This is a genomic window from Variovorax sp. GW823-FHT04B03, from assembly GCF_058796495.1.
In genome coordinates, this window is sequence record NZ_JBXAIT010000002.1 from 883,241 (window position 1) to 907,720 (window position 24,480).

Here is a 24,480-nt window from a genome sequence, read left to right on the forward strand (position 1 = left end):
CAAAACAATGTCCCGACAGGAAAATTCGATGATGCCCGATCAAGTTGCTGCGCGTTGCGCGCTGGTCCTGGAGACCAACAACCTGCGCGGCGGAGCGGATGCCGAAGCCGCCGCAAGCACCAGCCTGCAGCGCCTGGTCGCCCTGTTGGCAAAGCAGAAGCTGCCGCTCACGGCCCTGGCCCAGGTGGTCATCACGCACGACGGGCTGAGCGCCGCATCGTGCGAGGCCGTCACGGCGCTGGCGGGCCGCCCCATCGACTTCGTGCGCATCGACGCCGCCACCGGCTACTACGACGCCAAGAACGTCGGCTTCGCGGCCACCGATGCGGCGCGCTGCGACCACGTGGTGTTCGCCGATGCCGATTGCCTGCCCGACGACGACTGGCTGCTGCAGATGCTCACGCCCTTCACGCGCGGCGCCGATGCGCCCGCGGTGGTGGCCGGCCGCACGAGCTACGCGGCCAGCATCGTGGGCACCGCGCTCACGACCATCGACTTCATGTATTTCCCCAACGCCGACCACGCGGGCGCGACGAGCAACTTCTACGCGAACAACGTGGCCTTTCGCCGCGACGTGTTCGAGCAGCACAGCTACCAGGCGCTCGATGGCGTGTACCGCGCGCACTGCCAGGTGCTGGGCATGCGGCTGAAGGCGGCCAACGTTCCCATCCACTACGCGGCCGCGGCCCACACCGAGCACCGCCTGCCCGACACGCGTGCCGAAGCGCTCAAGCTGCGCTGGATGCGCGGGCAGGACACGTACTCGCTCACGCCGCACCTGCTGCGCAGCTATGTGTCGGCACGCTGGCAGTGGCTTGCGAAGAGCGGACCGATCGGGCCGCTGTGCGTACTGTTCACGCGGCTGGGTTTCAGCGTGCGCGCGCTCAACCACCAGGATCTGCCGCCCCTGCGCGGCCTGCGCTGGCTCGCGGGCGTGGCGCTGATCGTGGGCTTCTCGGCCATCGACATGCTGGGCGCCTTCGCGCGCGGCATCGGCCTGCACACGACGGGCCGCACGAACGCGGATGCGCAGGCGCTTTCGTACCATCGCCCGACATGAACAGGAAAAGCATCCTCGGCCTTCTCGTGCTGGCCGGCGCATGCGCGACGGCGGGCGCCGCCGACTTCACCGGACGCGGCGTCTTCAATTTCAAGTCCGACAGCGGCTGCCCCTTCTCCGCGCTCGCGGGCCCCGCCAACGAGTGCAACCGCCTCGCCCTCGACGACGCCGACACGCGCGCCGCACTCGACAGCACGGCGCACACCCTGCGCTTTGCGAACCCGCGCAGCTACGGCCGCAAGACCATCGTGGGCGACGTGCTGCTGCAAGGCTCCGGCCAGTCGCGCCACAGTGGCCAGCGCGTGCCGCTGACCTTCCATGCGTTGCTGAGCCGCTCAGGCAACGAGTGGTCGGTGAGCAGCCATGCGCACTCGCCCGTCGGTGGCGAGTTCAGCGACATCCGCATCGACCCGTACCAGGTCGTGGTGATCGAGGGCGGTGCCGAGCGCGTGGTGCTCACGCCGGCGCAGATCGCCGAGACGCTCTCCAGGCCCTCGATCGCCGCGCGGCTCGCCAACGAACTCGTGCAGGTGCGGGACAACCGCAAAGGCGGCGCCACCGATGCGGACATCACTGTCGGGCTGGGGTTGAGCCGTGCCTCCAAGTCGGTGGCCCGCGCGCATTTCCACGCGCCGGGGGCCAAGGGCGGCGAGCTGTCCGAAGCGATGCGTCAGGGCGACTGGTCGCTCGAGTTGCAGGCGTTGAGCGGGCAGATTCCGCGCCAGGTGGTGCAGCGCGACCTGTTCCTCTATGGCCTCGAATCGCAATCGCTGCTGCTGCCGCTGATGCAGCGTGGCTTCCACAAGAACGAGAAGCTGGTGCTCGGTGCCGCGGGCGGCAAGGGCTACGTGCGCTACGACGGCCAGCAGCGCGAGTTCGCCGGTGCCGATGCATCGGCGCGCGCCTTCCTCCAAGGCAGCTTCATCGGCCTCGTGCTCGGTTGGCAGCAACTGCAGCCGCAGACCCCGGTGGCAAAAAAAGCCGATGGACGCTGACACCGCCCCGGCGAACGCGGCATTCGACTGCCTCGCACCGCCGCAACTGCGTGGCTGGCCGGCGCTGCAGGCCCGGCTGGTGCATCACATCAAGCGCGCCGCATTGCGCCAGATGCATGCGAGCCGCGCCGGTGAAGTGATGTTGCTGCGCCTGTATCTGATCGGCGAGGAATCGTCCGAGCAGGCGCTGCAGCGCGAGCTGCGCACCAACGCGCCCGAGTGGCTCACGCGCCAGCTCGACCAGCACCTGGCCGACGAGCAGTTGCATGCGCGGCTCTTCGCCGACGCCATCGTCGCGCGCGGCGGCACGGCGCAGGCGGCTGCATCGCCGGAAGCAGCGCCGAAGCCCGACTGGCTGAGCCAGCGCAAGCTCGCGCGCTGGCAGCGCCTCATCCAGCGCCATGCACCGCACTTCGCGCACGGTGGCCTCGTGCCGGCGTATGCGATCGGCCTCGCCGCCGAGCAGATGGCCTCGCGCATCCTGCAGCGCCACTGCGCGCTGATCGGCCCGCGGCATGCGCTGCACCCGCTGCTCACGCGCGTGCTGGCCGACGAAGACCGCCACATCCGCCTGTGCAGCCACACGCTGCAGCGCTGCGTGGCGCCGCATGAAGAAGCACGGCTCGCGCAGCTGATGCGCGAGGTGCGCGACACCGAGCGCGGCTTCGGCATCACCGGCGCGCTGGGCATGTACCTCGCGGGCGTGGCCTTGCGCCTGCGCCCCGGCCGTGCGCGGCCGGTGGCGGCCTGAGTCCGTCGATGCCGCCGCGCATCGTCTACCTCGCGACCGCGGACGCGCGCGGCCACCTGATGCGCGCGCAGCTGCTCACGCATTCGCTGCGCGCCGCGGGCGCCAGCGTGCAGGTGCTCACCACCTCCGACGAAGGCGCGCGTTTTCTTGCCTGCTTCGGCATCGAGGCGCCGGTGCTCTCGCGCCACTACGCGGTGCAGTTCGACCGCGAGCAGAACATGCTGCGCCGCGAAACCGACCGCAACGTGGCGCACTACGTTTTCCGCCCGGAGCGCATGCTGCGCGACATCCTTCGGCTGCGCGCATGGTTCCGCGATGCGGACCTGGTGGTGAACGACTCCTTCCACCCCGCGCTGCTGTTCATGGGCTGGATGCCGGTCTGGCGGCGCAAGGTGGTGCATGTGTACGGCGCGAGCCTGCGGCATGCGCTGCAGACCAACTTCAGCGGGCGCATGCCGGCGTGGATGGCGAACATCTTCGGCCGCATCGTCGCATGGCAGATTGACCGCAGCCGCGCGCGCATCGCGCACGATTTCGCCTACGGCGAGCCGCAGGCCGACGGACGCGGCGGCCACCGGCTCGCCACGCCGGTGGCCGTGGTCGACGCCGACACGGAAGCGCACGACGACCTCGCGCCGCAGGCCGCGGTGTACCTCAACCCGCATTTCAAGGAAGCCGCACTGGCCGATGGCCTGGAACGCGGGCTGGCCGATGCCCGCGCGCCGGCGCACCTCGTCGGCGAAGGCTATGCGCAGCGCGCGGGCTGGCACGCGCAGGACGAACACTGGATCGAGAGGGCCGCGCGCAGCGCCTTCATCGTCTCGGCACCCGGCATGGCGGCGCTGTCGGTCGCGGCGGTGTACCGCAAGCCGATCCTCCTGCTCCTGACCGACCAGCCCGAGCAGGCGATCAATGCGCAGCGCGCCGCGCAAATGGGCCTGCACCATCGCATCGTGGTGTGGCAGGGCCGCACCGAGGATTTCGCGCGGGCCGTGACGACGGCGGCCCACGAACTGATCGCGCTGGCCGACGACGGCAGCGGTCCACAAGCGGCGCAGAAAGGCCGCGAGGCCGCCATGGCCCGACTGCAGCACTGGACGGTGCTGCTCCACGGCCTCGCGGCTGCGCCGCCTGTTCGATGAATGAAGCACCGAGGAAGATGCACCCTTCGACGCAGAAACTCCTCGACGGAAATTGCCGGGTTCAGGGACTCAATGTCCTCTGGATTCAACGGGGGACGAGGATCGACGCTGCTGGATCAGCATCGCCGTCATGCCGCCTGTGACGATGACCAGCCCGGCAATGGCTGTGGCGCTGGGCCGCTCATCAAGGACCAGCAAAGCGAGCAGCGTCGCTGCGCCGGGAACGAGTGCAGCGAACGTGGCACCGACGGCTGCGCCCAGAATCTGTACCGACTTGCTGAAAAAGAACAACGCCACCGTGGAGACCATGACCCCCTGATAGAACGCCTGCACGCCGATGTCACCCAGCGGCGCTTGCAACAGGTGCAGCCCGCGCGTCGCGAGGTAGGCGGGCAGGTAGATGACCATCGAGAACACCGAAACGATGGCGGTGGCGTGCAGCGCCGATGCAGAGAACTGCTTGGACGAGACGGTGTAGATGGCCCACAGCAGCCCGCCCAGAAGGAAGATCAGGTAGGCCCACGGCGAGGAGCGGACGGCGCTGAAATTGTGGAAGCCGACCAGCGCGACCCCGAGGATGATCAGCGCAATGCCCGCCGTCTCCCTGCGCGAGAGCCTGGCGCCGAATCCCCAGGCGCTGATGAGCGCGGAGAACAGGATCATGCTGCCAGGCGTGACCACGGCGAACTGCTCCACCGGCGCCATGCCGAGGCCGAAGGCGACCACCAGCATGTAGGGCGCGCCAATGCCGGCGGTCATGAGCGCGATGGCGGTCCAGCTCAGCCCCATGAGACCTCGTCGTACGAGAAACGGCAGCAGCATCACGCCCGAGACCGTGTACCGGATGCAGGTGATGTCGTAGACGTCCAATGCCGTGTGAGTCAGCCCGAAGCGAGTCACGACCGGAAAGGCGCCCCAGATCAGGGCCGAAGCGAGTCCGAACAGCACACCCACCCATCGACGATCGATGCCGAGTTGGGAAATTGGCGGTGAGGCAGAAAGCCGAGTCATCGAGTGGGGTTCCTTCAGAACGATGCCAGTGTCTTGCCTGGCGCCGCGGGCATCGCCTGCATGGCGGACGGATTATCATTGACAGTATTGTCAAGTTTGACGTCGTTGTCAAAGATAGAAAGCGCGAGGATTTCTCATGGCAGGAGTCAGGCAGTTCGATGAGGCCAAGGTGCTGGACGCCGTGCTGGACGTGTTCTGGCAAAAAGGCTGGCGGGCCACGTCCATGGCCGATCTGGCAGAGGCCGCCGATGTGCAGCGCGGTTCGCTCTATCACGCCTATGGCGGCAAGGAGGAGCTGTTCTTGCTGGCCTTCGAGGCGTACGCCACCAGGTTTCTGGACAACGCGCGCACAGCCCTCGACAAACCGCGCGCAGAGGCGGCGTTGCGCGCCTTCTTCAAGGTCGCGATCGCCAACATGACGCAAGGCGTACCGCCTCGGGGTTGTCTCACCACGAAGACAGCAACGGAGGTCGATGGTGCAGGCCCACGCATCCAGGAACGGCTGCGTCAGTTGCTCGATGAGCTCCAGGGCGTCGTCTCAGCAGCCATGTCGAAGGGGGATATGTCGACACAGCTTTCGCTGTCCCCCAAGGAAACCGCGCAGGTTGTCATCACATTCACCCGAGGCCTGGCAGTGATGGAGCGGGTTTATCAGAACGCGCCGTCTCTTCATCGGATGGCCGACGCGGTGATCAAGGCCTTGGTTCCGAATGTGAATCGCCGAACGAGCTGACGCCGTTGCACGGAGCCGCCGGGTGCAGGCGTCGACCGGAAAGGCTCAGCGGTTCGAGCATCGCCTGACTCCGCGCGAACAAACGGTCATGCGCTGGATGGCTGCCGGAAAGCGGCCGGCGGAAGCCTGCATCCAGCATGGGCCTTTCCGAACGCAACATCGAGAATCACCTGCGGCGTGTCCGCCGACGACAGCCGAAGCCTGAAGGGGGAAAAGGCGCGCCGCCGGCCAAGCACTTGGCCCGCGAGGCGCTCACTGTCATCATCCGCTTCGCGGGCCCGGCGCCTTGGCGGCTGCGGCCATTCGGACACCCGAATGAGAGGAGTCAGCGATGGCAACCTACAGGAGCGCATTGCCGCAGCTCGGCGATGATTTCTTCATGACCGACGGCGGCATCGAGACCACCCTGATCTTTCTGGAGGGGCAGGAACTTCCCGACTTTGCCGCCTTTCACCTGCTCCGGACGCCGGAAGGCGAAAGAGTGCTGCGGAAGTATTTCCGGACCTACGCGGCGCTGGCCAGAAGCTTCGACGTCGGGCTGATTCTGGAAACCGCAACCTGGCGGTCCAATCCAGACTGGGGGAACAGGCTGGGCTACGGCCCCGAGGAGCTCGCGGCGGTCGACCGGCAGCTGGTGGGTCTGCTGGAGGACATCCGCGATGCCTACCAGACCCGCCGGACGCCGATCGTCATCAGCGGATGCCTTGGACCTCGCGGCGACGGCTATGTCCCGGACCGTGCCATGTCGGTGCGCGAAGCGCAGGACTACCATCGTGCGCAGGTCGAGACCTTCGCCGGCACCGCGGCCGACCTGGTGACCGCCATCACCATGAACTACGTCGAAGAGGCGTCGGGGATCGCGCTGGCCGCGAAGCAGGCGAACATGCCCGTCGTCATTTCCTTCACGCTGGAGACCGATGGCAGGCTGCCGACGGGGCAGTCCCTGGCGGACGCCATCCAGCAGGTGGACGGCGCCACCGCGGGTTATCCGGCCTACTTCATGATCAACTGCGCCCACCCCAGCCACTTCCAGCAGGTGGTGCATGCCGACGCGCCGTGGGCTGGGCGGATTCGCGGTCTGCGCGCGAACGCCTCCAGGATGAGCCATGCCGAGTTGAACGAGGCGCCCGAACTGGATGCGGGCGACCCGGTGGAGTTGGGGCAGGCCTATGCCGCGCTCAAGATGCACCGGTTGAAACGCCTCAACGTCATGGGCGGTTGCTGCGGCACCGACGACCGCCACGTCAAGCAGCTTGCAATGGCCTGCCTGCCCTTGTTCCGGGGCGTGGTCTAGCCGTTCACCCAGGGTTTGCACCCGCCCGCCCATCCGGCGATTCAGACGGCCCTTGCGTCTCCGATCCGGATCGTCGGCCGGTCGCGCCACGCGCCGATGCATCAAGCCTCGTGAAATCAACGTAGGCGCGGGTTCAGCCCTCTCTTGACGCCGGGAGCCGTGTGAACGTGGCGCTCAGATGTCGGGCATATGCCGCAGCATGTAGAGCGGCACCCGCCACGAGTGGCCGTTGCCGGTATCGACGGTGGCCGTTCTCTGATCGATGCGCACGACGATGTGCTCGTACAGCTTGGACAGTAAGTGGAACAGCAAGGCGCCACCGGCCTGACTGAAAGGCACGCAGGCCGAGTTTTTTAGGGACGGCTTTGCGTATTAGCCCTTGTTGCCGAACGTCTCGATATCGGGCGGGGAATCGGGATCAAGTTAGGGATGTGCTCGAATCACCGGAGCCATGAGTCTGGTGTAAACCTTTGCAATGACCATGCCCAGTTCGCGCTTGATCTGGAGTTTCAGCGCGGGGTCGCCGATCTCCTCTACTCGCGTGGTAAGGGTGCCTAGGTGGGCGTTGACACCCGTTTGAAGGGAACATACCCGAAGGACGGCTATGCAGCGGTTGCCGTCGTTGGCGCCTGCGAGACGAATAGGTACTATCGGCCACAAGCGGCCGTTCGTCGCGCCCCCTCAGCTTTTCTACTGGTTGGCTTTTCACGGACGGCCCTTGGGCGCTAAGTCAAACAAAGAAAAACCCAAATATGGTGGCCTGATCGGGTTGTGAAGGCCCAGCTTCTCACGGCAAGGCGAGGTCTCACAGCGTGGTCGCCGTGAGGCAAATGGGCCCTTGATCGGCTCCGATTTGCTTCACGGCGCACCTACACGCACGCGGCCATGAATTGCTGGATCTCAGCTGCTACTTCTCCTTGCTGCGGCTGACAGGCAGCTCCATCTTCACAGCCAACTGCGCAGTGATCTCGGTGATCTGCGACTTTGGGTCCCATTTACACGTGGCATCCACGAACGCAGCGATCACATCAGTATCTGGGACAAGCACCCGCGGGCCTTTCCGGCTCATCAGATTGATAGCCGCAAGATAACCCTGGACCCAGCCGTAAACCCCACGTTCTACCTCTGAGACTCGCACGTTCTTGTAGCCCCACGCTCGAGCCGATACCCATTGCTCGCATGTCACGGTACCCGCTTCACCAACAACAGGGTCGTCGTCGGCGCTCACGCTGCTCATGGCCATTAGCAAGCAAACGCACAGCACGCGTTGAATCAGTCTCATAGCTTTGGCGCTCCTCCTCGCCAGGGTCGAGTGTAGTCAGCAAAACTCCGGATTCGAGAGATCGATCCCAGCGCCCTTGCACTTGAGCGACATCTGTTTTGGAGGGTGATCTATGACGGCTTCGGTCTTCTTCGCGACGGCAGCGAGACCGGCTACAGTCGGCCAGAAGCTGACCTTCCCGGCACACACTAGATCATGAGAAAAGAGCAGGTCGAAATCTATTCCGATACGAGCAACGCCGCAGTTCTACGGCACCCGGACCGTCACTTTCCCGGCTGCTTAGTTCAAGGCGATACGCTTCACGGACTTCAGCAGTCGGTTCGTCGCGTCCAACGCAGTGCCTATCTCCTCGACGAAGAGGCTGCTGCAGATCTCGCCGATGTTGCAGATCATCTTGAGAGCCTTCTGAACCACTACAAAACAGTGCTCGCAGCCCACGCGATCAAACTACCGTTCACTGATACCTCGAACGGCTGACGACGCCATCCGGCCAGAACCAGACATTTACTTGCGGGCGCACCATAGTTTCATGCACACCCGTACCACCTTGATCCAAGCAACTCTAGATGAGGTGGCTGCATTACGCTTAGCCAACCATCAGGGCAGCGATGACACGGTGATTCGCCTGCTCGATGAATATGGAGATGATTCGGATCTGGCGGAGTTGCTCTGGGCTGATCTGCCCGCCACATATCGCGCTGAAGACGTAGCGGTGCTGCTAGATCTTTGGACTTGGCGGACAAACGACAATGGTGCGCGTATCGGGCGGACTCTGGAGCGTTGGATCGTCGAGTCGTCAGACGAACGGAAGGTTTGGATCGCGCTCAACCAAGAGGCATATCCGTTCATAGACGGCAATATTCGCATTACCCACTTACTTAGGTTGAAATCCGCTTTTTCGGCACTCGAGGAACGCTGCGACGCAATGATTGCCTTCAGTCGAGAACTTCTTGAGCGCGAGCGTCTGAGGAGCGGTCCCAGCAACTCGCCGGGCCCTTCTTCGGCGCAGAAAACCCCTACGAAGAAGCCTTGGTGGGCTCTGGGCCGAAGGTAGTGGGGCTGCGGTTGCGTAGGGGTGAGAGAAAGCGGAGCGACTGCTTCAGAGGACCGCGAACTACTGCTTTGGGCCCGATGCGGTCCTGCGATGCGAGAGGTCGACCGACTGCTTTGCAGCGATTTCCGCCGCCGGACTCGGGGCCGCCGATGTCTGCTTGAAGGACGATCCCGACAGGCAAGTCCGTAGAACGGCCTGTCGTAGACCGCATTGGAACTCCCTTTGACCTGAAATTCCCTGTGCGATCGCAGCAACTGCCGCCTGCTCGCTCGGCAATGCACAACTCGATGCACTGAGCGCTCGCGGCGACGCGCCGATGATCCTGGCCATCGGCCCCGACAGCGATCTGCGTTTCGACGTGGCGATGCGCGCTTATGACTACACGCCGTCGGTGCGCGCGGACGGTCCGACCTGGGACGACGAGGAACCTGGCCGACCAGGCGGCGGCGCCGATCATTTTCTCGACTTCATCGTCGCCCAAGCGGTGCCGGCCCTGGCGGCGCGCGCACCGCTGGATCCGCGACGCCGCACGCTGTGCGGGACACTCGTACGGTGGTTTGTTCGCGCTGCACGCGTTGTTGCGCCGGCCGCAGTTCTTCTCGCGCTGCGCGGCGGCGGCCCCCTCGTTGTGGTGGCAGGACGGCTTCATCCTGCGCGAGGCCGAACACCCCGCCCCCTGCCGGCGGGGCGCGAGACCATGTTGTTGTTCATGCAAGGCGCCTCGACCGAAGGCGAGAGTCCTGCCGCGCCACCTCCTGCAGGTGTCAGCGCGGCGCGCGCCGAACGCCTGCGACGCCAGCGTGCCGCCGTGCCACCGCAGGCAGGCTGGGACCTGGCGGGGCGACTCGACCGCGCAGGCGTGCGTGCGCAGTACCTCGCCTTTCCCGGCATGCCTCATGGCCCGATGTTGGCGGCATCCCTGCCGCCCCATTGGCACGGGCTGCGCGCCCGTCGCCGGCTTGAGCCGAAAGCTGGAGAAAAGTCGTTTCGCCCCCCACAGGTCGCGAGAATCCTTGCGGGGCCCATGGCCGCATATCCGACCCGGGCGGCCGGAATTCGGATGCATCAACCATTGCGCATGAGAAGCTCGGTGAGCTTCATCACTTTGAGAGCGCAATGGTCAAAAAGACAACTGAACAGAAAGCTGCAGAGGCGCTTCGTTACATCGCTGCCAGTGGAGCGTCCGATGCGGTTGAACTCGAGCCCTTCTTGACTGATCCCAATCAGGCCATACGCGCCGTGGCGGCCATGAACCCGGATGCAGACGAAGAGATCCTGGATCGTTTTGCGAATGACAAGTTCTGGGGCGTCCGCATGGAAGTGGTGCGCAATGCCAATGTCAGCCAGGCCACGTTGCGCAGGCTGCTGGAGTCCGACACGCGCAAACGCGGCGTGGTGCACCACGCCGCGCGCGAGATGCTGGAAGAGCGCGGTGTCGCATTTGGTGCTGATGGCATGCCGGAAGACGCGGCGTAGAGAACGAAGTCGCATTTCCTGAGCGTCATTTGATCGGGTCGCTTTCGATCTCGATCACTGCGGCCGGTGTTCGTGAGGGGTCCTGTTATTGGCGCTCCGGCCTCTTGTTTCGGACGAGCAGTGCCATGGCCGCCAGCGCGACCGGAACATTCGAATCACGTATCTCAGTGCTGCCCCCCACCAGACGCTTGTCTGTCAGGTGGCCCGTCAACCCGCGGACCTGGGCGCCGGCTTTGCCTTGAGGCCCGCCTCGATGAAGTTCACCAGGAAGTCGACGCCGGCCTCCATGCTGGTCTGCTGCAACTTCTCGGGCCACAGCGCCTGCACCCGCGTGTGCGTGCTGTGCGCATAGAAGAATGCGCCGTAAACGAAGATGACCCGCCAGTAGAACTCTTCGCTGCTCAAGTGAGGAAGCTCGTGGCTTACGACATCCACGAAGCGGCGCGCGAAATCGTCCACGATGGATGCTGTCAGTGCATGCACTTCATCGGCAGGGTCCATCAGCATGCGGCCGTAGAACGCACGGAACGACTCGCGCTCCTGGACACTGGCTCCCGCGACAAGCAGTGAGGGCGCCATGGACGCCCGCAGGATGTCTCGCAACGGGACCTTCCGACCCTCGAACGCATCCAGGCGCTCCTTGCGCTCCTTCATCACCGGCCCCAGGCGGCGCTCCAGCACGGCCTTGCACAGCGCCTGCTTCGATCCCCAGTAGTAGTGGAAGGCTCCCAGGTTGGCGTTGGCCCGCTCCGCGATCGCTCGCATGCTGGTGCCCCCGTAGCCATGTGCAGCAAACAGGGCCTCGGCGGCGTCGAGGATCTGGTTTGCGGTGGTGTCGGAAAGCGCCTGCCGCTTCGAAGAGACGGCGGTTTTCGCTGCGGTGGGCTTGGGCATGAGGGAAGTGGCGAGGTATTGAAGTTCGTTGACAGCCAATCCTTGAAATCATACAGTTGTATATTTATACGCACGTATGACTTAAAGGAGACTTCATGAGATTGATCGATCTGTCCTCGACGCTGGACCCGCACGACCGCGATCTGCTTCCTCCCGCCATGGCCGCCGCCGCGGGCGTGGTGGCGCCCCGGGTGGACTACTCCCATCCGGCGACGCCGGACGGCCGAGATCGCTTCTGCCACTTCTTCGGCTGCAGCCACGATGACCTGCCCGACGGCGAGGGTTGGGGTTCGGAGGTGCTCAACGACATGTCGTCGCATTGCGGCACGCACGTGGACGCACCGCTGCACAGCGGATCGACCTGCGAGGGGCGAGCCTCACGCACCATCGACCAGGTCGAACTGAACGAGCTCTTCTGCCCCGGCAAGGTGCTCGATGTGCGCCCTTGGGCGCAGCCTGGGCAGGCCATCCCCGTCGATGCGCTTCGCCAGGCGTTGTCCGCAGTGGGCGAGCCCATCCGTCCCGGCGACGCCGTGCTGATCCGAACCGGACAGGAGCGATATCGCCTGGGCGAGCCGGCCTTCTTTCAGTACCCGGGGATGAGCCGCGAAGGCACGCTGTTCCTGTCGGAGCAAGGGGCCACCGTGCTCGGCACGGACGCGGTCGGCTGGGATCGTCCCTTCGCCGTGATGGCCCAGGCCTTCAAGGAAACGGGCGACAAGCAGCAACTGTGGGATGGCCACAAGGCGATCCGCGAGAAGGAGGCCTTCATCGTCCAGCAACTGTGCAACCTCGGCGCCTTGCCGCTTCGCGGCTTCCACGTCGGCTTCTTCCCGCTGAAGCTGGCACGCGCCAGCGCCGCCCCCGCCCGTGCCGTGGCCTTCCTGTCCAACTGAGGAGCGACTTCAATGCGTATCGTGACTTTCGTGCGTGAGGGCTTTGACGCACCTCGCCTCGGTGCCCTCATCGGCGTCGACGGCGTGTTGGACCTCACGGCTCGCCACCCTGGCGAAGAGGCTTTCGACTCTGCGTTGGCTTTCCTGCGCGCAGGCCCTGCATCCTGGGACCTTGCGCGTGCACAGATCGCCAAGCACGGCGGCGCTGCAGAGTCCCTGGCCGGCGCCGCGTTGCTTCCCCCGCTGCCCAATCCGCCGCTGATCCGGGACTGGGGAACCATGATCGAGCACCCCAGGTTCTTCCTGCGGCGACGCGCCGAGCAACTGGCCGCCCGGTCGGCCGACCCGGAGGCCGCCATGGCCGCCGCACAAGCCGATGGCTCGCTCGAGTTGCCCCCGAACTGGTTCACCGTGCCTCGCTTCTACACCGGCAATCCGCTCAACATGACCGGGCCGGATGCCGAGATCGCCTGGCCGGGTTTCGCCGAATCGCTGGACTACGAACTCGAACTGGCCGTCGTCATCGGCGTGGGTGGCAAGGACATCCCCGTGTCGCGAGCACGCGACCACATCTTCGGGGTCACGCTGTTCAACGACTTCACCGCGCGGGATACGCAAGTGGCTGAAGGCAGCCCGGCCGGCAAGAGCAAGGACTTCGATGGCGCCTACGCCATCGGCCCCTGCATCGCCACGCTGGACGAGATCCCCGACCTCTACCAGCTGCAGGTGCAGTCGAGGCTCAATGGCCTCGTCCAGACCACCCGCAGCACCGCCGACATGCGGCTGACCTTCGAGGACATCGTGAGCTATGCCAGCCGCTCGTGCACGCTGCACCCTGGCGAACTCTTCGCCTCGGGCACCTTCGAAGGTGGCTGCGGCGTGGAGACCGGCCGGCTGCTGCGCGATGGCGATGTCATCGAACTCGAGGCGCAGGGCATCGGCACGCTGCGCAACCGGATCCGCCGCACGGCAGCGCCCGCCGCGGCAGCGAAGGCCTGAGATGACGGTTCCGCTGTACATCGTGGGCGTGGGCAGCACGCCCACGGGCCGCTTCGCGGACGTTGCGCTGCGCACGATGGCCCGCCAGGCCATCGATCTCGCCCTGGCCGACGCTGGTGCGACTGCCGACCAGGTGGGTGCGGCGTTCTTTGCCAACGTCGGCCAGTCGCTGCTGCAGGGGCAGCACATGATCGGTGGTCAGGTGGCGCTGCGCGAGGCAGGATTGGATGGCATTCCGATCATCAACGTCGAGAACGCATGTGCCAGTGCTTCGACCGCCTTCTACCTCGCCTGCGCGCATCTGCGCGCCGGGCTGTGTGACGTCGCATTGGCGGTGGGAGCGGAGAAGCTGTCGCACCCGGACAAGGCCCGCACCTTTTCCATCTTCGATGGCGCCCATGACGCCGAAAGGCCTGAGGCACTGCTGCGCTTTCTCGCACAACAAGCTGGTGAGGACCCCACACAAGCCGCCGTCGCACAGCAACGCAGCGTCTTCATGGACATCTATGCGGCCCTGGCCCGCGCGCACATGGCGCGCCACGGCACCACGCAGCGGCAGCTGGCCCATGTGGCCGCCAAGAACCACAGCCACTCCGTGCACAACCCGCTGGCCCAGCATCGCGTCGCGATGTCGGTCGACGAGGTGCTCGCGGCGCGCGCCATCACCTGGCCCCTGACTCTGCCGATGTGTGCGCCGATCGGCGATGGCGCGGCTGCGGCGTTGATCGTGCGCGAGGACGCCCTGGAGCGCTTCGATGCGAAGCGTGCGGTGCGCGTGCGGGCCAGCGTTCTGGCCAGCGGGTCGGCACGCGCCGGCGGAAGCGAGACGCCCATCAGCCGCCGCGCAGCACTGCGCGCCTACGCTGATGCCGGCGTCGGGCCTGAGGACATCGACGTGAGCGAGGTCCATGACGCCACGGCCTTCGGAGAAATCGTCCAGTGCGAACACCTGGGCTTGTGCGAGCCCGGCCAGGGTGGATGGCTCGCGGAGCATGGTCACACCGCACTGGGCGGCCGCCGGCCCGTCAACCCCTCAGGGGGACTGGAGTCGAAGGGCCACCCCATCGGCGCAACCGGCTTGATGCAGATCCATGAACTCGTCCTGCAACTGCGCGGCGAGGCCGGCGGGCGACAGGTGGCCAATGCGCGCCTGGCCCTTGCCGAGAACGGCGGCGGCTTCCTGGGCCATGAGGAAGCGGCCGCGACCATCACCATTCTTGAACGGGCTGCACAACACGGATGAAGCACACCACCATGTATTCCAGACGCACTCTCCTCGGGCAATCGATCGCCCTGGGCTTGTCCAGCCTCGTCGGCAACGCTGCCAGGGCCGCCACGGCGGCCTGGCCGTCCAAACCGATTCAGGTCATCGTGCCCGCAACCACCGGCAGCGCACCCGAGATCGTGGCGCGCCTGATCGCCGACGCGTTGTCGGCGCGCCTGTCGAACCCGGTCTATGTGGAAGGCATGCCGGGGGCCTCGGGGATCATCGGCACCGACAAGGCGCTCAAGGCGCCCGCCGACGGGCACACGCTGCTCTACGCCATGAACCAGGTGGCGACGATGAACCCGCACCTCTACCCGCGGCTTCCCTACAACCCGGCCAGGGACATGGCGCCGATCAGCCTGGTCGCGCGCGGCGGGTACGTGCTGCTCGCCCACAGCGGCCTGCCGGCCTCCGACCTTCCATCGCTGATCGCCCTGGCGAAGCGCGAGCCCGGCAAGCTGGCCTATGCCTCCACGGGCAACGGCAGCGCCTTCCACCTGGGCATGGAACTGATCAAGGCGCAGTGCGGCATCGATCTGCTGCATGTGCCCTACCGCAGCGGCGCCAATGCCAACACCGAGTTGATGGCGGGGCGCGTGCAGGTCCGGCTCGAGCCCCAGGCCTCGGCGCTGGCGCTGGTTCGCGGCGGTCGCGTCAAGGCGTTGGCGGTGACCACGCCCACGCGACTCTCCGTCCTGCCGCAAGTGCCGACGGTCCGGGAGACCCTGCCCGGATTCGAGCTGAGCGGCTGGAACGCCTTGTGGGCACCGGCGGGCACGCCCGCGCCGGTCATCGTGCGACTCAACGCCGAAGTGCAGCAGATCCTGAAGAGCGACGCATTCCGAAGCCATCTGCTGCAACTCGGCCTGACACCCGAGGGCTCGACGCCGGCTGAACTGGCTGCGCTGACGGCGCAAGAGACAGCCCAATGGAAGGCCCTGATCGACAAGACGGGCATCAAGGCGGACTGACATGACGGACTTCAAGAACCTGGCCGATCTCGTCGGCCACCATGCGCGCACGCGTCCCCATGCGATCGCCCTCACGTTCGAGGCGGGCCCGGCCTTGCCCGAGCAGCACCGCAGCTTCCTGCAACTGCACGAGAACGGCCTGGCGCTGGCCCGGGCGCTGCAAGGCCTGGGCGTCCGACGTGGCGACGCCATCGCGCTGGTGATGGCGAACCACCCCGAGTTCGTCGAAGCCATGGTGGCGGCCGCGCACCTCGGGGCGGTCCTGGTACCGATCGATGCGCGGGCGCAAGGCGACAGGCTCGCCGCACTGATCGATCGCACGCACTGCGTGGGTGTGATCGCCGCGGACTATGCCGCCGCTGCGGTCGCGCAGATTCGATCGCCCGCCACCCACCTGCGCTGGGTCGTGCGTGTGGTCTCGGGCGAACTTGCGCCAGATGCGCCGCGCGCCTGCGAAGCGCTGGACTACGCGCAACTGCTGGCCCGCCACACACAGGCAGGCCTCCCCTCGGCACACTTCACGCCCGTCGATCCCGATGACCCCATGCAGATTCTCTTCACCTCCGGCACGACCGGAGAGCCCAAGGGGATCGTGATCACCCACCGCCGCTTCGTCGACACGGCGGCACTGGCGGCCTCCGCCTTCGGCTACACCGGCGACGATCGCCTCTACTCCGGCCTGTCGCTGACGCACGCCAATGCCCAGTTGGTCACGCTGGGTGCAGCCCTGAGGCTCGGGATCGCCTGCGTCATGTCGCGCCGCTTCACCAAGTCGCGGTTGTGGGAGATCGTGCGTCGGCACCGGTGCACCGCCTTCACCCTGCTGGGCGGCATGACCACCGCCGTCTACTGCGAGCCACCGTCGCCCGGCGACCGGGATCATGCCGTGCGCTTCGTCGTCGCCGCGGGCATGCCGCAGGCCATCTGGCGTGACTTCGAGCAGCGCTTCGGCGTCCATGTTCTGGAGTTCTACGGCACCGCCGAAGGCGGGCTGACGGTCAACCCTTTCGGGAAAGGTCCGATCGGCAGCATCGGCCGCCCGCACCCGGCGTTCTCCGTCCGCATCGTCGCCGAAGACGGCAGCGATGCGCCTGCGGGCACGCCGGGCGAACTGGCGTTCCGGCCGGCCAACGGCGCGCCCTTCGACATCGCGTACTTCGAAGACCCACAGGCCTCGCAGACCAAAGGCAAGGATGGTTGGCTCTGGACCGGCGACATCGTGCGCGCCGATGCGCACGGCTGGCTCTACTTCGAGCACCGCCGCGGCCATGGCATTCGCCGCAACGGCGAATTCATCGACTCGGCGCAGATCGAGAAAGCCATCGCGGACACCGGACTGGTCCGCGATGCGTTTGTGTTCGGCACGGCAGCGGCCTCGGGGGCGCCTGGCGAACGCGATGTCGTCGCAGCCGTCGTCCCCCATCACGCCGACCTGGACCTTTCGGTGCTCCATGCGCGTTTGCGCGAGACGCTGTCGAAGAACGCCCTTCCCGGGCGGCTGATGGCCATCGAAGCGATCCCCAAGACCGCGTCGGAAAAGCCGTTGGCGCGGGTTCTGGAGGAATGGCTGCGCGACGGGACGGTCGCGACCGTGTTCGAGGCGCCCTCAGCCTAGACACAAGACCTGGGCGCAGGCGGCGGCAGGCCGTTTTCCCCCTGCGCAATCAAGAACAACGAAGGAGACATTCATGCACAACCACGGGCGTAAGCTTTTTCTTCCCATCTCACTTGCATCGCTGTTCATCGGGCCTTCGAGCTGGGCGCAGTCTTCTGTGACGCTCTTCGGCGTCATTGACATCTCGGTGAGCCACTACCAGACCAAGAGCGTGCTGCCCGCGGGCCTGCCTTGGTGGTCCCTGGCAGCGCCGGCATCCATCTCGCAAGGCGCCACGAAGCTCGCGTCGGGCGCGCACACCCCTTCTCTCTTGGGCATTCGCGGACAGGAGGATCTGGGCGGCGGGCTTGCTGCAGGCTTCTGGCTGGAATCCACACTCACGCCGGACGACGGGGCCCAGGGGCTTGGCGTTTTCGACCGCCGCTCGACGGTCAGCCTGTCGGGGCCGTTTGGCGAAGTGCGCCTGGGCCGCGACTACGTGCCGACCTATTGGAATCTGACGGTCTTCGATCCCTTCGGCACGGTCGGGGTTGGCGCGAACCTATGGAATCCGATCGGCACGGGGCTCACCACCAGCCACGGAAAGTCGCCCGCGAACCTGATGCCCTTTGACAACTACGTTCGCGCCTCCAACAGCGTCGGCTATTTCCTGCCTGGCCATCTTGGCGGGTTCTACGGCCAGGTCATGTACTCGCTGCATGAGAACCTGAAGCAGAGTGGCGTGAGCCACAGTCCGAGCAAGGGCGGGCGAAACGTCGGGGGGCGGTTCGGCTATCAACGTGGCCCGCTCAACCTGGCCATCGCCTACCAGGAAGACACCAAGGACGATCTCAGCGGATTCGACAAGGACCGTTTGAAGATCCTCAACGCTGGGGTCTCCTACGATTTCGATGTCGTCAAATTGTTCGGCCAGTTGTCGCAGATCAGGGATGAGCGCAGCAAGATGAACGTAGCCAATATCGGCGGCATTCCGCATCCCTTCAGGAACGAGAGCAACGGAAAGTACACCGGCGGCTTGATCGGCATCACGGCCCCGGTCGGGCCTGGATTGATCCGTGCGTCCTATTCGCGCGTGAACTATGCATCTCCTCATGCGGTGAATGCCTTGAATCCCGTTGCATGGGTGCAAGACAACGATGCCAGGATCGAGAAGTTCGCCGTCGGCTATGTGTACAACCTGTCAAAGCGCACCGCGCTCTATGCCACTGTTGCGCGAACCAAGATGAAGTGGAACGGGTCCGTGAATGCGGCGATGGCCATCAGTCCCGGAGGCGGGGTGAGGTTTGCGAACGGCATTGCCGGGATCAGCGCACCTTATGTCCCCTCGAGCACCACCGGCTACGACATGGGCATTCGGCACGCCTTCTGAGGGCACTGACTCGCGCTGCGGACCTTTCCGGTGGTCGGCCCTGAGCTCCCGCGTGCTGCAGCGCTGCGCGCTTGCCGGGCAAAGGGAAGGCCCGCACAGGGGCCGCCTCCTCCGCCCTGGAAGGGCAACGCTCTTTGACTCACAAGGCGTATGCGGTGCAACGGCAAGGATCTAGAAGGAGCGATGCATCACTGTCTAGCGTGCTCGATTGCGCATCGCATACAACAGCACGAGCGTCGCGATGATGCGAAGGACCGTGTCGTGTTCGGCCGCCCGATCGGTCAGAACCAGGGCGTGCAGTTCCCGATTGCCGAGAGCCACATCGAAGTGGAAGCCGCCGACCTCATGCGCTGGCGTGCCTGCGAGCTTTTCGACGCCCGACAGCCTTGCGGCGCGGAAGCGAACATGGCGAAGTACCTGGCCGCCAAGGCCAGCTGGGAGGCCGCCAATGCGTGCCTGCAGTTTCATGGCGGTTTCGGCTTTGCCAACGAGTACGACGTCGAACGCAAATTCCGGGAGACCCGGCTCTACCAGGTGGCGCCGATCTCGACCAACCTGATCCTCGCGTATGTCGCGGAACATCTGCTCGGTCTGCCGCGCTCGTTTTGAAGAAGCCAGGCTGGGGCTGCAACACAAGTGGAAGCGGACACTCAGGCGGGCCAGGTTGAGTGTCGGCAACCCGTCTGGAGCCGCCGTACGCGAAGGACTGCCATGCAACGAATGCCCACGTCGGACTTGCAGCCACCGGCGTCAAGCTCGAGAGCCTGATTGCTTACTGGGAGCATCGCGCCGTCAGTCCCACGTCCGATTCCCTCCTCGCTGAAATTGCCGCCGGTACGCAGAAGGCGTCGCCCCCACGATCTGTCCGAAACGGCGCGCGAACTGCGTCGGCTCTCCGAAACCGGTGCTTTCACCGATCTCCGCCGCAGAGGCGCCGGTAAAGACCAGCAGCGTCTTGGCGCGCTCGATCCGGCGTTCGGTCACCAGCTCCAGGAAGGTCTTGCCCGTTTCGCTCTTCAGCAGGTGGGCCAGATGCGTGGGCGACACATGGCTCGCATGCGCCGCATCGCCCAACGTCAGCTCCTGCGCGAGGTTGCGGCTGATGTAGCGGATGCAGCGCAGCACCGCCGGTCGGTACGACTGCAGGGCCATCCCCTGCGCCTCGCAGTTGCGAAACTCCTCGCCGTAGCGCCGCCACACCATGCCGATCAGGTGAAGCAGATGGCTGCGAATCAGCAGGTGGCTGGCGGTGTCTTCGCCCGGCGGCCGCTGCGCTTCCTGCGCCATGTGTTCGCACAGCGCTTGGAGCTGGTGGGTCTCGGTTTCGTCGAAGCGGAAATCCAGGCAATGCTGGAACCGGAAAGGCGCGAGCTCGGGCGCGCGTGACAACGGCACCTCCGACAACTCGAACACGTCGAGGTCCAGCGACGGCAGCAGGTACTCCTTGCTGATGTTGATCACATGAAACACGCCATCGGCCGCGTTCGGAATGTAATGAACCAGAAAGGGCAGCACGAAGCTCACCGTGCCGGCGCCGATGGCGCGCTGGTTGCCGCCGATGTAGTGCGTGGTATCGCCCCGCGTGTTGACGTAGATCTGGAAGTACTCATGCCGGTGAGGCACCGGGTTCGGCAGGCAGTTGCTCTGGTCGTGAATGCCGAAATAGGCGCGCTGTGCCCGCGCCGCCATCGTGTAGTTGCTGATGGCGGCACGCGCGGCACCGGCGCGGGGCGGCGGCACGAATTCGTCGGGGGAAGGCGTGGGTGGCATGAAGAGCTGATCTCAAGATCGCAAGGATTGCATATCTTTGCGCAAGCCTGCGCGTTGAGGTGAGGAGGCCTCGTTCCTAGACTCTAGCCACTCCTTTCCAAACCTTCCAGAGAGACAAACCCATGCCCCCCCAACCGACGGCCGAACTCGCGCAAGCGACCGATGTCCCCGCAAATACCGACGCCCTGCAAGTCCTGCCCGTTTCCATCGACATCGTGGACAGCGACCAACGCTTCCCGGTGCGACGCGTCTACTGCGTGGGCCGCAACTACCTGGCCCACATCCGGGAGATGAAGGAAGGCGACGAGCGCGATCCGCCGTTCTTCTTCCAGAAGCCGTCCGACTCGGTGGTGACCGACGGCCGCGTGCCCTACCCTACGCTGACGGACGACTTCCAGTTCGAGTTCGAACTCGTCGTGGCCATCGGCAGCCATGCGTCGAACGTGACGCCCGAGGACGCGCTGGATCACGTCTTTGGCTACGCTGCGGGCCTGGACATGACCCGGCGTGACCGCCAGCGCGAATGCAACAAGCGCGGCCTGCCGTGGGAACAGGGCAAGTCTTTCGATCACTCGGCGCCCTGCGGCCCGATCCATCCGGTGGCGAAGGTCGGGCACATCCGCTCGGGAACGCTCAACCTCTCGGTCAACGGCGCGGTGCGGCAAGACTCGGTGCTCGAAAAGATGATCTGGAACGTCCACGAGATCGTCAGCGAGCTGTCCAAGCAATACCGCCTGCTGCCCGGCGACCTGATCTTCACCGGGACGCCCGAAGGGGTCGGCCCGGTGCAGCGCGGCGACAAGCTCACCGGCCGCATCGACGGGCTCGCGCCCCTGCAGGTCGAGATCGTCTGAGCCCGCAACAGCACACGGAGACACCATGAAACCACTCGAACGCATCTCGTACTCGTCCATCGCGGACCGTCCCGCACTGAAGTTGCCCGGCGGCAAACGACTGGCCGTCTGGGTGATCGTCAACGTCGAGGAATGGAACATCGACGAGACCATGCCCCGCACCGTGCTGACACCACCGGCCGGCGGTTCGCCGATGCCCGACATCCCGAACTGGGCCTGGCACGAGTACGGCAACCGCGTCGGCTTCTGGCGCATGCTCGAAGTGATCGACGCACTCGGCATCAACGCCACGCTCGCCATCAACGGTTCGGCCATCGGCGCCTACGAGCCCATCGCCAAGGCGGCGAAGGAACGCCAGTGGGAGTTCATCGGCCACGGCTTCGGGCAGCGCAACATGCAGAAGGTCCCCGACGAGGTCGAGGACATCGCCAAGACCACCGAGGCCATTCGCGCCTACACCGGCAAGCGCCCGCGCGGCTGGCTCGGTCCGGGGCTCACCGAGACCTGGCACACGCCCGACATCCTGGCCGAGCAGGGCTACGAGTACGTGTGCGACTGGGTGCTCGACGATCAGCCGGTGCGGCTGAAGACGCGCGACGGCGGCACGATCGTGAACGTGCCCTACACGCAGGAATGCAACGACGTGGCAATGATGCTGATCCAGCACCACAAGGCCAGCGAGTACCGCGACCGCGCCATCGACCAGTTCGAACAGCTCTACGCCGACGCGAAAGACTCGGCCCGCGTCATGGCGCTGGTGGTGCACCCCTACATCATGGGCGCGCCGCACCGCCTGCGCTACTTCCGAGAAGCGCTGGCGCACATCCAGCAACATGAGGACGTGGCCTTCCTGACCGGCGAGCAGATCCTCGACTGGTACGGCGCGGCAAGCCCCGCTGCGTGAACCCTCGCCGGCACAGCGCCGGCGATCCCGTGCAACGAACGAACAACAAACAGATTTCTCGCTCGGCGAGAAGGAGACAACACGTGCATTCCTCAACCTCCGTCATTTCACCGGCGGTCGGTGGCGCGCGCCGCGAGGCGCCCATCACCGCACTGGAGATCGGCATGTTCCTGGTGCTGCTCGCCTCGTACGCGCTCAACGCGATGGACCGGCAGATCTTTCCACTCATCGCCGCGGACGTGCGCAAGGAGTTCGGCTTCAGTCTGGCAGACACCGGTTTGCTGTCCACCATCTTCACGCTGGGCATGGCCGTGGCCGGCGTCCCGACGGGCTACCTGCTGGCGCGGCTGTCGCGCAAGACGGTGCTGCAGATCGGCATTGCGATCTTCTCGCTGGGCACGCTGCTGGCGGCCTACTCGTACGGCTTCGCCGACATGATCGTCTACCGGGCCGTTACCGGCATCGGCGAAGCGATGCAACTGACGGTGGTGATCGCCATTGCCGCGAGCTACTTCGCGCGCTACCGGGCCACCGCCGTGGGCGCCATCAACTTCTCTTTCGGCATCGGCGCGATCCTGGGGCCGCTGCTCGGCGGCCACCTGATCGGCGTCGAGCGCGATTGGCGCCTGCCGCTCATCGTGTTCGGCGTCGCGGGCTTCGCGGCCATGGTGGTGATCGCGCTCACCGTGAGCAAGCGCATGACCGAGAACGTGGCGGCCACCGGCGGGCGCACCGACCAGCGCGGCGCCACAACCCTGTGGAACCGCAACACGGCCCTGCTGACTGGCATGAGCGTCATCGGTGGGCTCTGCATCTACGGCTACCTGGGCATGTACCCGACCTTCCTGCGCGAGCACCTGCACTACACGCCATCGGACACGGGCCGCGTGATGAGCATCTTCGGTTTCGGCGTGTTCGCGTCGATCTTCGGCGGCTGGCTCGGCGACCGCTTCCATCCCAAGCTCGTGCTCTCGGCGAGCTTCGTGGGCACCGGCCTGCTGGGCTTCCTGATGTTCTCGGGCCCCACCGACATGGTGGTGCAGTCGGCGCTGTCCTTCGCGTGGGGCTTCGTGGTGAGCGGCGTGTTGTACGTGAACCTGGCGGGGTATCACATCAAGGCGGTGCATGCCTCGCTCACGAGCCGCGCCACGGGCGTGTTCGTCACCACGCTGTACGGCGCGGGTGCAGTCGCGGGCTTCGTCATCGGCGGCATCGCCTCGCGCTTCGGTTGGAGCACGGCCGGGCTGGTGCAGATCACGCTGCTGGCGGTGGTCGGTGTGGGGCTCACGCTGCTGCTGCACACCGACCGCATGTCACTGCCGGCACGCAAGCCGTGATGCTGCTCGACTGGGCGCTGCTCGGCGCAGCCGCGGCCCTGGCCGGCGCACTCAATGCCGTGGCGGGCGGCGGCAGCTTCCTGACGCTGCCGGCACTGGCGATGGTCGGCGTGCCGCTGGTGTCGGCCAACGCCACCGGGACCGCTGCGTTGCTGCCGGGCTACCTGGCCGGCGCCTGGGCATTGCGCAAGGAACTGTCGGGCCCGATGTCGCCTTCGCTCCTGCGGCTGGGCGTGCTGTCGGTGCTCGGCGGTGCGGGCGGTGCGGCGCTGCTGCTGTCGACGTCGAACCATGCCTTTGCCCGCATCGTGCCGTGGCTGCTGCTGGCCGCGACGCTGCTCTTCGCGATCGGGCCCGGCCTGGTGCGCCGAAGGCTCGCCGCCGCCGACAACAACCACAAGCCACGAGGCCGGTGGCTCGCCGACCTGGGCATCGCCGCGGTCGCGGTCTATGGCGGCTACTTCAACGGCGGCCTCGGCATCCTGCTGCTCGCCGTGCTCGGCGCGCTGGGGCACACGGACATGGGCCGCATGAACGGCATCAAGAACTTCGTCTCCGCGATCCTGACGCTGATCGCCGTGGCGATCTACGCGGCCAGTGGCGCGATCGTCTGGACCTACGCGCTGTGGATGGCCCTCGGTGCCACGGTCGGTGGCTATGCCGGCGGCATGGCGGCACGGCGGCTGAAGCCCGAGGTGGTGCGCGGCTTCGTCGTGCTGACGGGGCTGGCGATGACGGCGGCCTTTCTTCTCAAGGCGTATTGAGCGGGGCTTTCGTTTCCTCTTTCCATCACTTCAATCACTGGC

Annotated in this window: 26 protein-coding genes; 21 read left to right on the top strand and 5 right to left on the bottom strand. The window is 65.9% G+C overall.

What is annotated here, in order from left to right; all coding sequences use genetic code 11:
• The first annotated feature begins 28 nt into the window (after nucleotides 1-28).
• Genes AC1RAD_RS12745 through AC1RAD_RS12760 form a run of 4 tightly spaced genes read left to right on the top strand, consistent with a single transcriptional unit; the run spans nucleotide 29 to nucleotide 3,948 of the window.
• Nucleotides 29-1,060, top strand: a complete 1,032-nt coding sequence (locus AC1RAD_RS12745; protein WP_492735120.1) for a glycosyltransferase family 2 protein — start codon at nucleotides 29-31, stop codon at nucleotides 1,058-1,060.
• Nucleotides 1,057-2,055, top strand: a complete 999-nt coding sequence (locus AC1RAD_RS12750) for a hypothetical protein (protein ID WP_492735122.1) — start codon at nucleotides 1,057-1,059, stop codon at nucleotides 2,053-2,055. The genes AC1RAD_RS12745 and AC1RAD_RS12750 overlap by 4 nt, the downstream gene beginning before the upstream one ends.
• Nucleotides 2,045-2,806 (top strand): hypothetical protein, encoded by a 762-nt coding sequence (locus AC1RAD_RS12755; RefSeq protein ID WP_492735124.1) that lies wholly within the window; start codon nucleotides 2,045-2,047, stop codon nucleotides 2,804-2,806. Before AC1RAD_RS12750 ends, AC1RAD_RS12755 begins: the two co-directional genes overlap by 11 nt.
• Nucleotides 2,807-2,814: 8 nt before the next feature.
• The gene (locus tag AC1RAD_RS12760) at nucleotides 2,815-3,948 is read left to right on the top strand and encodes a glycosyltransferase family protein (RefSeq protein ID WP_492735126.1); all 1,134 of its coding nucleotides are present in this window, start codon (nucleotides 2,815-2,817) and stop codon (nucleotides 3,946-3,948) included.
• 69 nt (nucleotides 3,949-4,017) lie between these two features.
• Here AC1RAD_RS12760 and AC1RAD_RS12765 read toward each other — a convergent pair whose 3' ends face one another.
• Nucleotides 4,018-4,959, bottom strand: coding sequence for a DMT family transporter (locus AC1RAD_RS12765; RefSeq protein ID WP_492735128.1), 942 nt, complete (start codon nucleotides 4,957-4,959; stop codon nucleotides 4,018-4,020).
• 136 nt (nucleotides 4,960-5,095) lie between these two features.
• Here AC1RAD_RS12765 and AC1RAD_RS12770 point away from each other — a divergent pair, with 136 nt between their 5' ends.
• Together AC1RAD_RS12770 and AC1RAD_RS12775 are read left to right on the top strand one after the other, a co-directional pair.
• Nucleotides 5,096-5,692, top strand: a complete 597-nt coding sequence (locus AC1RAD_RS12770) for a TetR/AcrR family transcriptional regulator (protein WP_492735129.1) — start codon at nucleotides 5,096-5,098, stop codon at nucleotides 5,690-5,692.
• A 331-nt stretch (nucleotides 5,693-6,023) separates the two neighbouring features.
• Nucleotides 6,024-6,986 (top strand): homocysteine S-methyltransferase family protein, encoded by a 963-nt coding sequence (locus AC1RAD_RS12775; RefSeq protein WP_492735131.1) that lies wholly within the window; start codon nucleotides 6,024-6,026, stop codon nucleotides 6,984-6,986.
• A 174-nt stretch (nucleotides 6,987-7,160) separates the two neighbouring features.
• Here the strand turns inward: AC1RAD_RS12775 and AC1RAD_RS12780 are convergent, their stop codons facing one another.
• Entirely contained in the window at nucleotides 7,161-7,325 is a 165-nt protein-coding gene (locus AC1RAD_RS12780; RefSeq protein ID WP_492735240.1) for a hypothetical protein, read from the bottom strand.
• Between the two features lie 568 nt (nucleotides 7,326-7,893).
• The gene (locus AC1RAD_RS12785) at nucleotides 7,894-8,214 is read right to left on the bottom strand and encodes a hypothetical protein (protein WP_492735133.1); all 321 of its coding nucleotides are present in this window, start codon (nucleotides 8,212-8,214) and stop codon (nucleotides 7,894-7,896) included.
• A 249-nt stretch (nucleotides 8,215-8,463) separates the two neighbouring features.
• On the opposite strand from AC1RAD_RS12785, the gene AC1RAD_RS12790 reads away from it, so the two are divergent.
• From AC1RAD_RS12790 to AC1RAD_RS12805, 4 genes are all read left to right on the top strand, one after another.
• Nucleotides 8,464-8,745, top strand: a complete 282-nt coding sequence (locus tag AC1RAD_RS12790; protein ID WP_492684216.1) for a DUF6959 family protein — start codon at nucleotides 8,464-8,466, stop codon at nucleotides 8,743-8,745.
• A gap of 52 nt (nucleotides 8,746-8,797) precedes the next feature.
• Nucleotides 8,798-9,322, top strand: a complete 525-nt coding sequence (locus AC1RAD_RS12795; RefSeq protein ID WP_492684217.1) for a hypothetical protein — start codon at nucleotides 8,798-8,800, stop codon at nucleotides 9,320-9,322.
• Between the two features lie 374 nt (nucleotides 9,323-9,696).
• Nucleotides 9,697-10,404 carry an alpha/beta hydrolase-fold protein gene (locus tag AC1RAD_RS12800; protein ID WP_492735135.1) on the top strand — a complete coding sequence of 236 codons (708 nt, stop codon included), beginning with the start codon at nucleotides 9,697-9,699 and terminating at the stop codon, nucleotides 10,402-10,404.
• A 34-nt stretch (nucleotides 10,405-10,438) separates the two neighbouring features.
• Nucleotides 10,439-10,798, top strand: a complete 360-nt coding sequence (locus AC1RAD_RS12805) for a hypothetical protein (RefSeq protein ID WP_492735137.1) — start codon at nucleotides 10,439-10,441, stop codon at nucleotides 10,796-10,798.
• A gap of 207 nt (nucleotides 10,799-11,005) precedes the next feature.
• On the opposite strand, the gene AC1RAD_RS12810 is transcribed toward AC1RAD_RS12805, so the two are convergent.
• Nucleotides 11,006-11,692 (bottom strand): TetR/AcrR family transcriptional regulator, encoded by a 687-nt coding sequence (locus AC1RAD_RS12810; RefSeq protein ID WP_492735139.1) that lies wholly within the window; start codon nucleotides 11,690-11,692, stop codon nucleotides 11,006-11,008.
• 95 nt (nucleotides 11,693-11,787) lie between these two features.
• Here AC1RAD_RS12810 and AC1RAD_RS12815 point away from each other — a divergent pair, with 95 nt between their 5' ends.
• The 7 genes from AC1RAD_RS12815 to AC1RAD_RS12845 all read left to right on the top strand — a co-directional run bounded on the left by AC1RAD_RS12815 (nucleotide 11,788) and on the right by AC1RAD_RS12845 (nucleotide 19,418).
• On the top strand, nucleotides 11,788-12,588 hold the full coding sequence (locus AC1RAD_RS12815; protein ID WP_492735141.1) for a cyclase family protein: 801 nt from the start codon (nucleotides 11,788-11,790) through the stop codon (nucleotides 12,586-12,588).
• Between the two features lie 12 nt (nucleotides 12,589-12,600).
• Nucleotides 12,601-13,587, top strand: a complete 987-nt coding sequence (locus AC1RAD_RS12820; protein WP_492735143.1) for a fumarylacetoacetate hydrolase family protein — start codon at nucleotides 12,601-12,603, stop codon at nucleotides 13,585-13,587.
• A 1-nt stretch (nucleotide 13,588) separates the two neighbouring features.
• A complete protein-coding gene (locus tag AC1RAD_RS12825; protein WP_492735145.1) occupies nucleotides 13,589-14,830 on the top strand; it encodes a thiolase family protein in 1,242 nt (413 codons plus the stop codon).
• Nucleotides 14,827-15,825, top strand: a complete 999-nt coding sequence (locus AC1RAD_RS12830) for a Bug family tripartite tricarboxylate transporter substrate binding protein (RefSeq protein WP_492735147.1) — start codon at nucleotides 14,827-14,829, stop codon at nucleotides 15,823-15,825. The genes AC1RAD_RS12825 and AC1RAD_RS12830 overlap by 4 nt, the downstream gene beginning before the upstream one ends.
• A gap of 1 nt (nucleotide 15,826) precedes the next feature.
• Nucleotides 15,827-17,440, top strand: coding sequence for a class I adenylate-forming enzyme family protein (locus tag AC1RAD_RS12835; protein WP_492735148.1), 1,614 nt, complete (start codon nucleotides 15,827-15,829; stop codon nucleotides 17,438-17,440).
• Between the two features lie 73 nt (nucleotides 17,441-17,513).
• On the top strand, nucleotides 17,514-18,809 hold the full coding sequence (locus tag AC1RAD_RS12840; protein WP_492735150.1) for a porin: 1,296 nt from the start codon (nucleotides 17,514-17,516) through the stop codon (nucleotides 18,807-18,809).
• A 183-nt stretch (nucleotides 18,810-18,992) separates the two neighbouring features.
• Nucleotides 18,993-19,418 carry an acyl-CoA dehydrogenase family protein gene (locus tag AC1RAD_RS12845; protein ID WP_492735152.1) on the top strand — a complete coding sequence of 142 codons (426 nt, stop codon included), beginning with the start codon at nucleotides 18,993-18,995 and terminating at the stop codon, nucleotides 19,416-19,418.
• A 183-nt stretch (nucleotides 19,419-19,601) separates the two neighbouring features.
• Here the strand turns inward: AC1RAD_RS12845 and AC1RAD_RS12850 are convergent, their stop codons facing one another.
• The gene (locus tag AC1RAD_RS12850) at nucleotides 19,602-20,579 is read right to left on the bottom strand and encodes a helix-turn-helix domain-containing protein (protein WP_492735154.1); all 978 of its coding nucleotides are present in this window, start codon (nucleotides 20,577-20,579) and stop codon (nucleotides 19,602-19,604) included.
• Between the two features lie 122 nt (nucleotides 20,580-20,701).
• On the opposite strand from AC1RAD_RS12850, the gene AC1RAD_RS12855 reads away from it, so the two are divergent.
• The 4 genes from AC1RAD_RS12855 to AC1RAD_RS12870 all read left to right on the top strand — a co-directional run bounded on the left by AC1RAD_RS12855 (nucleotide 20,702) and on the right by AC1RAD_RS12870 (nucleotide 24,438).
• Nucleotides 20,702-21,433, top strand: a complete 732-nt coding sequence (locus AC1RAD_RS12855) for a fumarylacetoacetate hydrolase family protein (protein WP_492735155.1) — start codon at nucleotides 20,702-20,704, stop codon at nucleotides 21,431-21,433.
• Nucleotides 21,434-21,458: 25 nt separating this feature from the next.
• Nucleotides 21,459-22,337, top strand: coding sequence for a polysaccharide deacetylase family protein (locus AC1RAD_RS12860; protein WP_095946972.1), 879 nt, complete (start codon nucleotides 21,459-21,461; stop codon nucleotides 22,335-22,337).
• 83 nt (nucleotides 22,338-22,420) lie between these two features.
• Entirely contained in the window at nucleotides 22,421-23,674 is a 1,254-nt protein-coding gene (locus AC1RAD_RS12865; protein ID WP_492735156.1) for an MFS transporter, read from the top strand.
• 2 nt (nucleotides 23,675-23,676) lie between these two features.
• Nucleotides 23,677-24,438 (top strand): sulfite exporter TauE/SafE family protein, encoded by a 762-nt coding sequence (locus AC1RAD_RS12870; RefSeq protein WP_492735238.1) that lies wholly within the window; start codon nucleotides 23,677-23,679, stop codon nucleotides 24,436-24,438.
• The last annotated feature ends 42 nt before the right edge of the window (nucleotides 24,439-24,480 follow it).